The sequence below is a fragment of the Brachybacterium sp. genome, from assembly GCF_052095815.1.
Classification (GTDB): Bacteria; Actinomycetota; Actinomycetes; order Actinomycetales; family Dermabacteraceae; genus Brachybacterium.
On record NZ_JBQDLF010000018.1, the window covers coordinates 1 to 13,901 of the forward strand.

Annotated in this window: 10 protein-coding genes; 5 read left to right on the forward strand and 5 right to left on the reverse strand. The window is 69.5% G+C overall.

The annotated features are described in order from the left end of the window. Positions 1-746: 746 nt before the first annotated feature. Genes ACTH43_RS08940 through ACTH43_RS08960 form a run of 5 tightly spaced genes read right to left on the reverse strand, consistent with a single transcriptional unit; the run spans position 747 to position 6,908 of the window. Entirely contained in the window at positions 747-2,660 is a 1,914-nt protein-coding gene (locus ACTH43_RS08940; protein ID WP_441444558.1) for an FAD/NAD(P)-binding protein, read from the reverse strand. Next, on the reverse strand, positions 2,657-3,529 hold the full coding sequence (locus ACTH43_RS08945) for an ABC transporter ATP-binding protein (protein ID WP_441444559.1): 873 nt from the start codon (positions 3,527-3,529) through the stop codon (positions 2,657-2,659). The genes ACTH43_RS08940 and ACTH43_RS08945 overlap by 4 nt, the downstream gene beginning before the upstream one ends. Continuing rightward, positions 3,526-4,626: a FecCD family ABC transporter permease gene (locus ACTH43_RS08950; RefSeq protein WP_441444560.1), complete on the reverse strand. Its 1,101-nt coding sequence runs from the start codon at positions 4,624-4,626 to the stop codon at positions 3,526-3,528. The genes ACTH43_RS08945 and ACTH43_RS08950 overlap by 4 nt, the downstream gene beginning before the upstream one ends. Further along, complete coding sequence (locus ACTH43_RS08955; protein ID WP_441444561.1) at positions 4,623-5,693, reverse strand: ABC transporter substrate-binding protein; 1,071 nt, start codon at positions 5,691-5,693, stop codon at positions 4,623-4,625. Before ACTH43_RS08955 ends, ACTH43_RS08950 begins: the two co-directional genes overlap by 4 nt. Positions 5,694-5,711: 18 nt before the next feature. Beyond that, positions 5,712-6,908, reverse strand: coding sequence for a peroxidase-related enzyme (locus ACTH43_RS08960; protein ID WP_441444562.1), 1,197 nt, complete (start codon positions 6,906-6,908; stop codon positions 5,712-5,714). 184 nt (positions 6,909-7,092) lie between these two features. Between ACTH43_RS08960 and ACTH43_RS08965 the strand changes: the two genes are divergently transcribed. The 5 genes from ACTH43_RS08965 (at position 7,093) to ACTH43_RS08985 (ending at position 13,901) form a co-directional block, all read left to right on the forward strand. Continuing rightward, positions 7,093-8,127 carry a LacI family DNA-binding transcriptional regulator gene (locus ACTH43_RS08965; RefSeq protein ID WP_441444563.1) on the forward strand — a complete coding sequence of 345 codons (1,035 nt, stop codon included), beginning with the start codon at positions 7,093-7,095 and terminating at the stop codon, positions 8,125-8,127. Then, on the forward strand, positions 8,124-9,140 hold the full coding sequence (locus ACTH43_RS08970) for a LacI family DNA-binding transcriptional regulator (RefSeq protein WP_441444564.1): 1,017 nt from the start codon (positions 8,124-8,126) through the stop codon (positions 9,138-9,140). The genes ACTH43_RS08965 and ACTH43_RS08970 overlap by 4 nt, the downstream gene beginning before the upstream one ends. Before the next feature lie 139 nt (positions 9,141-9,279). Further along, positions 9,280-11,214 (forward strand): glycoside hydrolase family 127 protein, encoded by a 1,935-nt coding sequence (locus tag ACTH43_RS08975; protein ID WP_441444565.1) that lies wholly within the window; start codon positions 9,280-9,282, stop codon positions 11,212-11,214. 51 nt (positions 11,215-11,265) lie between these two features. Next, positions 11,266-12,897 (forward strand): extracellular solute-binding protein, encoded by a 1,632-nt coding sequence (locus ACTH43_RS08980; protein WP_441444566.1) that lies wholly within the window; start codon positions 11,266-11,268, stop codon positions 12,895-12,897. After that, on the forward strand, positions 12,894-13,901 hold the full coding sequence (locus ACTH43_RS08985; protein ID WP_441444567.1) for an ABC transporter permease: 1,008 nt from the start codon (positions 12,894-12,896) through the stop codon (positions 13,899-13,901). Before ACTH43_RS08980 ends, ACTH43_RS08985 begins: the two co-directional genes overlap by 4 nt.

The window sequence follows — 13,901 nt, forward strand, 5'->3', positions numbered from 1 at the left end:
CAGAAACCCCACGAACCACGTCTGCAATATTCCCCAATACTAATTCCCAAGCCCTACCTACTGAAGGGTCAGCACGAAATGGGGATGAACCTGTGGATAACCCATAGGTGTGGAGGAACGGTCGTCGGGAAAGATGTCGTGGCACAGTGACGACCCAGGTCAGATCCATGACCGTCGCCCGCCGTGAGGACCGATGAGCTGACCAGCACAGATACGACACTGCGGACCACGCGAATATTTAATGACGCAGCGGAAGGCGCATTTTAGAATGGATGCCGATTTGTCAAGAAGCGCCAACGAAATGTGGATAACTCGCTCTGGGGAGGGCCCGTGCGCTGCCGCCAGGCCCATCGGCACTGCGAGATATGTCCGGCGCCTGAACATTTCAGGCATCTGGACATTCCAGGTCTCTCGACATACCAAGCGTCGGGATGTGCCAAACATCGGGATTAGTCAGGCATACGACCAGTTGTCCGGGCAGATTGGCGGCGGGATGGCAGGGCGTCGAGCCCCAGACGTGGCAAGAGACGTCCGCCGCAGCCCGACAGGGCCCGGCGAGACATGCCGGACCCCCGTCCCGCCAGCTCAGCAGGCGCCCCACCAACTCGGCAGGCAGCCCCGGCCCAGCAGGCACTCCCGGCCCAGCGGGCGCCCGCCGTCTCGGCAGGCACACCTTCCGTTCCTCCCGCGTACGCACGCACGCCTGCCACTCCAGCTGACCGATCCTGGTCAGCGGCAGCGGCAGCTCACGTCGCCTGCGCGACGCTCCCCACCCGCGCCCTCACCAGGATCTGCTTGGCCGCGACGTCCGCGCCGGCCAGCAGCGGTGACGCCACGCCGGGGGTCGCGCCGATCGCGGATCCCGGCTGGGTGGACGCTGCGGGGATCCCGAGCACGACCACGGACTCATCCACCGTGCCGTCGGCCGCGACGAGGTTGTGGCCGCCGAGCGCGTCTTCGGAGATCTCGGCGCGGGTGGCCTCCATGCTGTGGGTCTGCACCCCGTCCACGGCATGGACGCGGGCACGGCCCGAATCGAGCAGGGAGCGGAGCAGCGGATCGCTGGTCTGCGGGATCCTCCCCTTGGACATCCTGGTCTCCAGCAGCACGGAGGAGGTGACCACGCGGCCGGTGATCGGTGAGGCGGCGCGGAAGAGCCCGGCGGTCTCGTCGGCCTCGGTCACCAGCTCGGGACCGATCAGCTCGACCACCCCGGCTTCGATCAGCGCGAGCACGAGGCGAACCCGTTCGGCGGGCGGTCCGGAGGCCAGGGCGAGGGAGTCCCCGTCGAACCAGCCCAGCACGTCACGGGCGAGAGATTCGCCGGTGAAGACGCCGTGCCTGGTGAGGCGGCCGATGCTGCGGCGCAGCGCCCCCATGGCGCCGTTGACCGCGGCGCGCGGGTGCCGCCAGGGATCGGACATCGAGCCCAGCTCGTCGGCGATCAGCCGACGCACCAGCTGCGACCAGCCCTTCTCCCCGACCGGTTCGCCGTGGGTGGGGCGGTGCAGCTCGTCGAGGGTCCAGGCCCATCGCGGATCTGTGACCACCCCCGAGAGCACAGCATCGACCTCGTCCTGCGTGTCGGCGACGTCCAGACCCGGCAGCCACTCCCCGGTCATCGCGTCGGGAGCGACCTCAGTGAGGGCCTCGAGGTAGACACGGGCGAACTCCCGGGCGAGCACCGGCCAGACCTCGCTGCGGAAGTCCACGTCGGATCGCGTCGTCAGTGCATCGAACCACTCCGCGCTCGCCCATCGCGGCACGAAGGGACGCACCGAGCGGCCGCCGTCGGGCTTGGATCGGTAGGGGACGCCGCGCCGCGACCCGACCACCAGCTGCGGTTCGAGCCCGCTGGGATGGTAGCGAAGGCGTCCGCGGGCATCGCCGTCCACCAGGGTGAACTCGCCGCCCCATTCGGCGGCGAGCTGCCCGATCACGTCGAAGAAGTTCGCTCCCAGGCCCCGCACCAGCACGGGCTCGCCCGCCGGCAGACCGGTGTACGTGCGTTCGGCGGGCATGCCGGGCTCGACGTAGCGCAGCGCGAAGCGATCGGCGAAGTCGACCAGAGCGGTGACATCGTGGCTGCGCTGCGACTGGACCATGCCCTGGGCGAGCACCACGGTGGGCGCGGCCAGTCGGCGTCCGTCACGGAGGACCACGACGGTCTCCTCCCCCAGCTGCTCGAGGTCGACCGCGAGGCCCACCACCTCGGTCACCTCGACCGCGCCGGTGGCGATCGCGGCGTCGAGCTGGTCGCGGAAGTACACGCCCTGCAGGCGCCGGGTCGGGAAGGTCGCCCCGGTGAGCTCTGAGGCCTCGGTGAGAACCCACTCCCCCGCCGGATGGCCGCCTTCGGCGCGGACGCGGCGGGCCCAGTCCACCAGGTCAGGCCCGGGTGCGGCGGGCCCGCTCATCCGGGTGGAGTCGTCGGGATGGACCGTCGTGGCGTCGGCCTGGGTGTTGTTCAGGTACTGGGCGGGCTGGTCAATCAGCCAGGTCGCTCCGGGGCCGACGGCCATCGCGTCGACGACTGCGAGGCGCGCGGGCCCGGCGCCGGAGGTGGCGACGCGGGCTGCCGTGCGCAGCACGGTGGCCACTCCGCGTGGCCCGCCGCCGACGATCACCGCATCGAAGCGGTCCGGCAGGGCGGTGCTCATCGGAGGGCGGCGGGGACCAGGTCCGGGCGCACCGCGTCCTCAGGGTCCTCGGCGTTCTCGACGTCCGGCTCGTCGAGTCGGCTGCCGGTGCGGGTGAATCCGGCCGCGTCGACCCGGGGGCGCACCTCGACGGCGTCATCCCGCTCGGACACCTCGACGTCGACCTCGTAGACGGAACGCAGGATCGGGCCCTGCAGTGCCTGCGCCGGTGCACCGTCGGCGACCAGATGGCCGCCGTGCAGAACGATCACCTGATCGCAGTAGCGCGCGGCGTGGTTGAGGTCGTGGATCGCGATCAGGGCGCTGATGCCCTCCTCGCGGGTGATCCGACGCACCAGCTGCAGAGTCTCGATCTGATAGCGCAGGTCCAGGGCAGAGGTCGGCTCATCGAGCAGCAGCACGCGGGGATCCTGGGCAAGGGCACGAGCGATCATCGCGCGCTGAGCCTGCCCGCCGGAGAGCTCGGACATCGACTGCTCGGCGATGTCGCTCAGGCCCATCCGCACGATCGCGTCCTCGACCTTCGCCCGGTCCGCGACGCCGGGGGCGATCCCGAAGTGCGGGGTGCGGCCCAGCATCACAGCCTCGCGCACGGTGAGATCGAAGGGGGCATCGCCCGCCTGCGGCACATAGGCCACGAGCCGGGCGAGCTCGCGGCGACCGAGGCTCGCGATGTCGCAACCTTCCACGGCGATGCGGCCGGTCTTCGCGCGGTGCACCCCGGCGAGAGCCTTGACCATCGTGGACTTGCCGGAGCCGTTGGGGCCCAGCAGGGCGCAGAACGTCCCGGCGGAGACGTCGAAGGAGATGTCCTCGAGGATCCTGCGGGTGCCGTAGGAGAAGGACAGGTCGGTGACGGAGAGACTCACTTCAGGGTGTTCCTTCGCGTGAGGATGAGATAGATGAACACGGGGCCGCCGATGAAGGCCACCACGATACCGACGGGCACGACCGCCGGGGCGATGACGGTGCGGCCCACCGCGTCGGCGACCAGCAGCAGCAGCCCGCCGGAGAGAGCGGCGAAGGGCAGCAGGTGGCGGTGGTCGGCACCGATCGCGAGACGCGCGATATGCGGGCCGACGAGGCCCACGAAGCCGATGATCCCGCAGAAGGAGACCACCACCGCAGCGAGCACGACCGACAGCGCGATCAGTCCGATCCGCACCGGGCCGACGTTGACGCCGAAGCTGCGAGCGGCATCGTCCCCCGCGAAGGCGATCGCGTTGAGATCCCGGGAGAAGAACAGCGTCACCGGGATTGCGATCACGGTGAACGTGCCGACGATCAGCACGTCGTTCCAGGTGGCGTCGTTCACCGAGCCGAAGGTCCAGCGGATGATGGCCTGCAGGGTGTTCTCGTTCGCGGTGAACTGCAGGGCCGAGGTGAGCGCTTCGAAGATCTGGGTCATCGCGATGCCGAGCAGCAGCAGGGTGGCCACGGCCATCCGGCGGGCGGTGGCGATGCCGAGCACGACGGCGGAGACCGTCAGCGCCATGATCATCGCACCGGCGATCGTCGCCCACACCGGCAACTGGTTGGTGCCGGCCAGGGTGATGACCAGCGCCGCGCCGAAGGCCGCGGCCGGGGAGACGCCGAGGGTGAACGGGCTGACCAGCGGGTTCCGCAGCAGTCCCTGCATGAGCACGCCGGAGACCGACAGCGCGGCCCCCGCGGCGAAGGCGAGCAGCACCCGCGGCAGCCGCAGCTGGGTGATGACGGCATAGGTGGAGGCGAAGTCGGCGCTGATGGTGCCGCCGACGATGCTCACCTGGAGCGAGCGGAGCACATCGCCGAAGCCCACCCCGGCGGTGCCGATGGTGACCGCGGCGATCAGGGCGAGAACGGAGACCACCACGCCGACGGCGAGGACGAGCGACTTGCGCAGCTCCCTGCCTCGCGCGGGATCCGTCGGCGCCGGGGCGGGTGCGGGCACCTGCGGGGGCTGCTTCTGCAGCGTCGCGGTCATGCCTGCGGTCCCTGCACATAGGCGGCCGGGTCGGTCAGTTCGGTGTCCTGGAACTCGGTCACCCAGCGGGTGAGGTAGTCATCGGGCACGACGCCGTCCATCTCCTCGGGATGCAGCCAGGCGCCGAGGTAGAGCGCGCCGATCGACTTCCCCAGCGCGCTGGTCGCCCAGCCGTTGGCGATCGCGACGCGTCCCTCGGCGATCGCGCTCAGTCCCGCCCAGCCGGGACGGCCGGCGAGGTCCTCGCGCAGCGCGTCGAAGCGGTCGACGGGTTCGGCAGAGGGCTCGAACTCGTGCATCACGAACTGCGGGTCCCGCAGCACCACCTCGGTGGGATCGACCGTCAGCTCCTCCTGGGCGTCGCCCCCGGAGGCGTCATCGAAGATGTTGGAGCCGCCGGCCGCTTCGATCATGGCGTGGAAGCCGGAGCCGGGCAGGGTGGTCAGGTACGGCTCGACCGTCTCGAAGTACACCGGGACCGGCTCCACGTCCGTCAGACGCTCCTCCAGGATGCCCGCGATCTCGGCACGGAAGTCGAGGACCGCCTGGGCGCCCTCCTCGAGCCCGAAGACCTGACCGAGCAGGGCGAGGGTCTCGTCGACCACCTCGGTGTCCCAGGCGGTGGCGATGAGGACGGGGATGTCGAAGGCGGAGAGCTGCTCGAGCGCCTCCTGCCAGACGGCGTTGCGCGGGAGGATCACGACGTCGGGCCGGAGCTCGGCGATGGCCTCGTAGTTGAGCTGGTCCAGCCCCTCGGCGATCACCTGGTCCTCGGCGAGCTCGAGATAGGGCAGGCGGTCCAGGGAGGCGCGGTCCACGCCGACGACGCGATCGCCGGCACCGATGGCCCGGACGAACTCGTTGGAATAGCTGTTGACGACGACGGCGGTCTGCGCGGGGCCGGGCAGGACCACCTCGCGGTCCTGGTCGTCGACGACGGTGAGCTGCTCGGAGGCGTCGGACTGTCCCTCGACGGTGACCTCGCCGCAGGCGGCGAGGCCGAGGACGGGCAGGGAGACGAGAGCGGTGCCGAGGAGGGTGCGGCGACGGAGGGAGGCGGTGGTCATGGGTCCTTCTTCAGTGTGTCAGGCGGAGACGGGGAGTGCGGAGTCGACCAGCGAGGGATCGCCGAGGCTGAGCATGAGGCGGTTCGCCCAGGCGAAGAAACCGGCGGCGGTGACCAGGTCGGTGATCTCCGCATCGCTCAGGCCCAGCTCGCGCAGATCGCTGATCCGCGGGGCGCCCAGGGTGGGGCGGGGGCGGGACAGCTCGGCGGCCGCGTCGATGATCGCGCTCCAGCGGTCGTCCTGGCCGTCGGCCAGCGGGGAGAGCTGCGCAGCGATCCAGTCGCCGTCGCGCTCGAGGGCGACAGCGAGCAGGGCGTCGACATCCTCCTCGCGCTTGGAGAAGCCGGCGGCCTTCCGCGCATGCACGGAGGCGCAGTAGATGCAGTCGTTGACCTTGCTGGTCACGGCGGCGGCGAGTTCGCGCTCGGCCTTGGGCAGTCCGTCGCGGGGAAGGAAGATCGCGTTGTCGAGCTCGCTGCGAGCTCGCGTGATGCCGGGGGTCAGGGAGAGCATCCGGAAGTAGACGCTGTTCACGCTCGCCTTGGAGGCGAAGGAGTCGCGCTGCTCGTCCGTCAGCTCGTCCTCGGCGGGCACCTCGATCCACGGCTCCCACTGGAGCTGGTCGCGGGTGAACGCCGCGGGGCGGGTGCGTCCGGTGGAGGTGGTGCCGCCATGCTGCGCGGCGCGGCCGCGGGAGCGCGGGGTGCGCGTCGGGGCGTCGGCGGTCGGCAGGTCGAGTCCGTGCAGGGCGGCGAGGCCGGCGACCAATCGCTGGAGGTAGCTCTCGAAGGCGACCAGCTGGCTGATCAGCACCACGGTGCGGGAATCGTGGCCGACGGCCGTGAGCTGCTGCTGGTCGGCGAGGGTGGCGAGCGCCGGGGAGATCGAGAGCAGATCCACCTGGTCGCGCAGCGCGGCGAGCGCAGGATCGCTGGAGAGCGGGTCGGCGGCGGTCAGCTCCGGGGAGGCGCCCTGGGTCCGGTGCCAGTCCGCGAGCACGCCGCTGCCCTGCCAGTCCGCGGTGACTGCGGCCAGCGCGTGCAGCACGGAAGCGGGGAGCGCCTGCGGTGCGCGGTAGAGCGCGTCATACGCGCTGCGGGTCTGGGCGAGGACCTCCGGGCGCACGGTCACGAGCGCCCCGCTCGCCTCGGGGGCTCCGGTGAGGACCGCGTCGAGGATCTGGTGGGCGTCGAAGGACTGCTGCGCATCGGACATGCGCTCATCTTATGCGCTACCCAAGCACCCCTAAGGATTGGAGTCGTGTGGAAGCAGTCACGCCTCCTCGAATGCTGAGGACACCCGACCCTCGCACCTCACCCGTGCCGCCCGTCCCGTCCGAGGTCGCGCGGTATCCTCGCCGTGAGCTCGTGCGCCATGTGCACGGCGATCAAGGAGGACCATGGCGCCCACGATGAAGGAGGTCGCGGCTCGAGCAGGCGTGTCGACGAAGACCGTCTCCCGCGTCGTGAATCACCATCCGAGCATCAGCGATGCGGTCCGCGAACGGGTCCGTCGGGCGATCGAGGAGCTCGACTGGACGCCCAATGCGCATGCGCGCTCCCTGCGCACCGGTCGTACGGGGCTGATCGGCCTGTCCCTGGTGGATCTCAAGGCACCGATCACGGCGCGTCTGGCCCAGGCATTGGTCATCGAGGCCGAGCGGCAGGGGCTGCGCGTCTCCATCGAGCCCTCCCGCGGGCGGAGCGAACGCATCGCGCAGACGTTCGCCTCCCGGGGCGCCCTCTTCGACGCGGTGGTCCATATCGGTCCGCTCCCCCGGGGCTGCGAGCCCCCAGCATTCACCCCGGAGCGTCCGGTCGTCGGCCTGTGCACGGCGTCGGATCCTGAGGATCCCGCCGTGCTGGACTCGATCGACAGCGATGATGCGGGCGCAGCATCAGCCCTCACCCGGCACCTGCAGCGGATCCATCATCATGACGTGGTGCTGCTGGGCCGCGAGGCGGAGCTGCCCGACACCTTCCTCGACGAGCTCGCCCGTTCCTTTCCCGACGCGCCCGTGCTCCGCCCCGAGGCCCGTCCCGGATCTCGCTCCACCCACGTCGCCGATCGCGCGGCCGGTCGGGCGCTGGCAGCACTCGCCCTGGAGCGGCATCCCTGGGCCCGGGCACTGGTCTGCGCCGATGACGAGCTCGCGATCGGCGCTCTGTCGCTGCTGCATGACAGGGCGCTCGAGGTCCCAGCCCAGGTCGCTCTGACCGGTTACGGCAACATCGACGACGGACGGTTCTCCACCCCCTCCCTGACCACTGTCGACCTCGACCTGCCCGAGATCGCCCGACGCGCCATCGAGCTGATCTCCCGGCGCACCGCCGGGGATCGCAGCGCGCCGCAGCGTGCCGTGGTGCCGACCACCCTGCTCCGTGCGGAGTCGACCCTCGGGGCCAGCCATGTCGAGCACTGGGGGTCGAGATGACGCAGGTGACCCTCGCCGATGTCGCCGCGGCCGCGGGGGTCTCCACGGCGACCGTCTCCCATGTGCTGCGTGCACCGGAGCGCACCGACGGGACGATCCGGGTCTCCGCGAGGACTCGGGAGACGGTGCATCGCGTTGCGCGCGAGCTGGGTTATGTGCCCTCGGCCGCAGGGCGCGGACTGGCACTGGGCACGGCCGAGCGCATCGCGATCATGGTGCCCAATCTGGTCCAGCCGTACTTCGCGAGGATGGCCGAGGCGCTGATCCTCGCACTCGAGGAGCGCGGCCTGAGCACCACCCTGCGGCTCGCCCTCGATGCCGCGGCGGAACGGGATGCAGTGCTGGGCCGCACCACCCAGGATGTCGCCGGCGTGATCATCTGCCCGCATTTCCTCTCCGGGGAGCTTCTCGCCGGCGCAGCCCCCGCGCTGCCGACGGTCCAGGTGGGAGGCGCGCCCACCCCGGGGATCGATGCCGTGGTGATGGCAGAGCAGGAAGGGTTCCTCACGGCGACCAGGCATCTGATCGATCGCGGCCGGCGACGGATCGCCTATGTGGCCGACCCCTGGCTGCCCTCCCACGAAGGGCTCCGCTATCTCGGATATCTCGAGGCCCACACGGAGCGTGGCCTCGAGGTCGACGATGCCCTGGCCATCCAGGGCACGGACTGGGACCGCCGCGAGACCGGGCTGGAGGCGATGGTCGGCCTGCTGCGCTCCGGCGCCCCGTTCGATGCGGTCATGTGCATCAATGACGCGGCCGCCGTCGGCGCGATGCGCGCCGCCTCGCTCGCCGGCCTCCGGATCCCGCAGGACGTCGCCTTCACCGGCTTCGACAACACGGAGGAAGCCGCCTTCACCACCCCTCCTCTGACCTCGGTGGACCCGGGGGTGCCGGAGATGGCGCAGCGGGCGGTCGCGATGCTGCTCGCACGGTTGGAGGGCGAGAGCGGTCCGGCCCGGCGCGAAAGCGCACCGCTCGAGCTGATCGTCCGCGCATCCACCGGCGACTGACCCCGCCCTCCGGGGCCCGCGACCCCGAGGAGCGGATACCGACCGGACAGGATCTCTTTTCAACGTTGTGTCTCCTATTGACATCGCTTAATCTCGCGTTCAGGATGGCCTGCATCACATCTCGATGAGGAGTCCTCCGTTGCCTGTCCTTCCCCCGCGCTCCACCCGTCGTCCGGCGCCCGCCCTCCCTCGTGCCGAACGCCATGAGGGGCTCCGCCCGCTGGATCTCTCCGAGGTGGTGCTGCACCCGCGAGGCAGCCTCGGCGCCTGGCAGGAGCTGAACGCCTCCGCCACCATCCCCCACTGCATCGAGCAGCTCGAGAGCTCCGGGGTGATCGACAACTTCCGGCGGCTGGTCGGGGAATCCGGCGCGAAGCATCGCGGCTTCGTCTTCGCCGACTCGGACCTCTACAAGGTCATCGAAGCCGTCGCCTGGGAGATCGGCCGCTCCGGCACCACCGCGCACAACGCCTGGCTCGACGAGATGATCGCGCTGATCGCCCGGACCCAGGAGCCCAGCGGCTACCTGCACACCTGGATCCAGGGCGTGCAGCCGGAGAAGAAGTTCTCGGAGCTGCACTGGACGCACGAGCTGTATGTGCTCGGCCATTGGCTGCAGGCGGGGATCGCGCTGGCCCGCACCACCGAGCGCACCGAGCTGCTCGACCTCGCGGTGCGCTTCGTGGACCTGGTGGACCGTCGCTTCGGGCCCGGCCGCGAGGACGGCATCCCGGGTCACCCCGAGATCGAGACCGCCCTGGTGGAGCTGTACCGCCACACCGGTGAGCAGCGCCATCTGGAACTCGCCCAGCACCTGGTGGATCAGCGCGGACGCGACATCCTCCCCGGCGGGGGCTTCGGCTCCCACTACTTCCAGGACCATCTGCCGGTACGGGAGGCCGTGGATCCCACCGGTCACGCAGTGCGTCAGCTGTACCTGAACGCGGGCGTGAGCGACCTCTTCCTCGAGACCGGCGAAGCCGCACTGGGTGAGGTCATGGACGAGCAGTGGGATCGGGTCCACACCCGCAAGATGTACCTCTCGGGGGCCTTCGGGTCGCGTCACCGCGATGAGTCCTTCGGCAACGACCACGAGCTGCCCTCGGACCGTGCCTACGCGGAGACCTGCGCGACCATCGCGGATCTCCACTGGACCTGGCGCATGATGCTCTCCGGCGACGATCCCCGCCACGGAGACGTCATCGAGCGGGAGATCCACAACGCGCTGGCCGCCTCCCTGGACGCGACCGGCACCCGCTTCTTCTACTCGAATCCGCTGCAGCGCAGGCCGGACCGGTTCGACGAGGAGAACGCACCGGCCGAACGACGCCCGTGGTACTCCTGCGCCTGCTGCCCGCCGAACATCGCCCGCACCATCGCCCAGCTCGGAGCCTATGTCGCCGCCTGGCGCTCAGGGGACGCGGGGCCGAGCCTCGAGTTGCTCCAGCTCACTGACATGTCCATCACCCTCCCTGCCGAGCTGGGTACCGGCACCCTCCACGTGGAGACCGACTATCCCGCCTCCGGCGTCCTCGGCCTGCGCCTGTCGCCGCTGACCGCCGCCGCTGGCGCGCGCCTCGGGGTGCGGATCCCGGGCTGGGTGCGCAGCGGCTCGGTCTCCTCGGCCGACGGGGTTCAGCGCCCTCTGCGCGACGAGGAGCTCTCGGCCCAGCGACTCGAGCTCGCCCTCGAGGACGTCGACGGCATGACGCTCACCCTGGATATGCCCCCGCGCTGGACGACCTCGCACCCCCGCGTGGATGCCACCCGTGGCTGCGTGGCTCTCGAGCGAGGACCGATCGTCCACTGCCTCGAGCAGGTCGATCTGCCGAACGGGATCGGGGTCGATGACCTCGTCGTCCCCGCCGAGGCGACGGCGAGCGCGAGGGATGACGGGAGCCTCGAGATCTCGCTGCTGCACCGGCCCGACGGCGGGGAGCTCTACCGCTCCGCCGACGGCGCGCACCTGCCCCGCCCCGGCGAGAAGCAGATCACCGTCGCCACGACGCCCTTCTCCCGCTGGGGCAATCGCGGGTCCGGCGCCATGCGCATCTGGCTCCCGCGCGAGCACTGAACCCCTCCGTCCCATCCATCCCACCCCACCCCACCCCTTCAGGAGACAAAGATGTCGATCCACCGCCCCACCCCTGCCCGTCGCGGCCCCCGTCGGCGCACCGTCCTCGGCGGGCTCGCCGCCACCGCTGCCGTCGGCAGCACGCTCGGTCTGAGCGCCTGCGGCGGGAATGCCAGCAGCAAGGAGGGTGAGCTGCGGATCCTCGTCGTCAAGCACGCCCTGACCAAGCCCATGGCCGAGATGGGCTGGACCGCCGCCCTCGAGGAAGCCGCCGGGATGCCGATCGTGTGGGAGGAGGTCTCCGCGGACTGGGACCAGAAGAAGTCCACGATGCTCGCCGCCGGCGACATCCCGGATCTGGTCGTCGGCACCCAGGCCATCAACGACACAGATCTCGCCACCTACGGCTCACTCTTCGCGAATCTCGCCGAGTCTCTCGACGCCCTCCCCAATGTGACCGCCATGCTGGAGGAGAAGCCGGAGCTGAAGGCACTGGCCACCCAGCCCACCGGCGAGATCTGGTCGGTACCGGGATACAAGCGGTTCTGGCCGCCCACCGTGCAGCACCAGTACATCAACGCGCAGTGGTTGGACACGCTCGGCCTCGAGATGCCCACCACCTGGGATGAGCTGTTCGACGTGCTCGTCGCCTTCAAGGAGGGCGATCCGACCGGCACCGGCGCCGAGGTGCTGCCGATGGACTGGAGCCCGGTGGGCACCGGCGGCTTCGGCTACTTCCAGTCGATCCTGCTGCTGGGCAGCATGGGCCTTCCCCTCGCCGGCGGCGGTGGCCAGGGCTACTACCTGCAGGACGGTGTGGTCGGCAACTTCCTCACGGATGATCGCTACCGCGAGGTGGTCACCTTCCTCGCCCGCTGCCAGGAAGCCGGACTGCTCTCCAGCGAGGTGATGACCCAGGACTACTCCGCGTATCAGTCGGTGGCCCGTGGCCCCGGTGATGGCGTGGCGAGCGTCGGCTTCACCTGGGGCTGGACCCGCTCGGACAGGTTCGGACCCGAGATCTACGAGCAGTACGAGGCGATCGGGGTGCTCGAGCACGCGGCAGGCCAGTCCGAACCGGTCACCTGGAGCTTCGACCAGTACGGCGAGAATTTCCCGGGCAACCAGGTGGCGCTCTCCGCGAACTCCAAGAACAAGGATGCCGCGCTCAAGGTCATCGACACCTTCTACGACCAGGAGATCTCGATCCAGGTCCTGTTCGGGGACATCGGCCCGAACATCGAGAAGACCGGTGAGAACTCCTACAAGGTGCTGCCTGCGGCTGATGGCACGGACCCGTCGACCTGGAAGTGGACCTCGACCCTCGCCGACAACGGGCCCCTGTGGATCCGGGACACGATCGAGGTCGAGCTGCCCACCGACCTCCAGGAAGCGGTGGACGAGTCCGTGCCGCTGCAGCCTGCGATCGACAACATGGATCTCGAGGCCGACGTCTACCCGGGCCTGTTCATCAAGATGAGCAAGGAGGACCTCAATGCCATGAGCTTGGTGGACACCACGCTGATGAACACCGCGATGACCCGATTCGCCGAGTGGGTCACCTCAGGCGGCATCGACGAGGGCTGGGACGAGTACGTGGCCACGATCGAGGAGACCGGCGTGGCCGAGAACATCGCGACGCGGCAGAAGTACTACGACGACTACATGAAGTCCACGTCGTGAGCGCCCGGACCACCATGGATGCGGTGTCGGAGTCGGCCGGCCCGCGCAGGCAGCGGCCCGACGGCGCCCCGTCCTCCGCGGAGAGAAAGTCCCGAGCGCGCTCGAAGGTGCGTCGCCACCTGGGCCGGTACTGGCAGTTGTGGGTGATGCTGGCGCCCGCGCTGGGGTTCCTCATCGTGTTCGCCTATGTGCCGATGTACGGGATCCAGCTGGCATTCCGTGAATTCGACTTCGCCAAGGGGCTCACCGGTGGAGAGTGGGTGGGGCTGAAGTACTTCATCCAGTTCTTCGAGAGCCCGCTGTTCGGTGACCTCATGCGCAACACGGTCATGATCAGCTTGGCCACGCTGGTGCTGGGCTTCCTCACGCCGATCGCGCTGGCGCTGGTGATCAACCAGATCCTCCACTCGCGGCTGAGAAGGATCGTGCAGACGGTGACCTACCTGCCGCACTTCATCTCGATCGTGGTGATCGTGGGGATGCTGCAGGTGTTCCTCTCCCCCAGCACCGGCCTGATCACCCGCTTCCTCGCCTTCTTCGGCCTGGAGGACGTCAACTTCCTCGGGAGCACCAGCGCCTTCGTCCCCGTGTACGTGCTCTCGGACATCTGGCAGCACACCGGCTGGAACAGCATCATCTATCTCGCGGCGCTGGCCGGGGTGAACACCCAGCTGTACGAGGCGGCACGCATCGACGGCGCCTCACGGCTGCAGATCATCCGCAATGTCGACATCCCGGCCCTGGTGCCCACGATGATCATCCTGCTGATCCTGAACATGGGCGGTGTGCTGAACACCGGCTTCGAGAAGGTGTTCCTGATGCAGAACACGCTGAACCTCCCGGTCTCGGAGGTCATCGCGACCTACACCTACAAGATCGGCATCCTCTCCAGCCAGTTCAGCTACTCCACGGCGATCGGGCTGTTCAACACCATCATCAACTTCGCGTTCCTGGTGATCGCCAACCAGATCTCCAAGCGCGCCTCCGACACGAGCCTGTGGTGA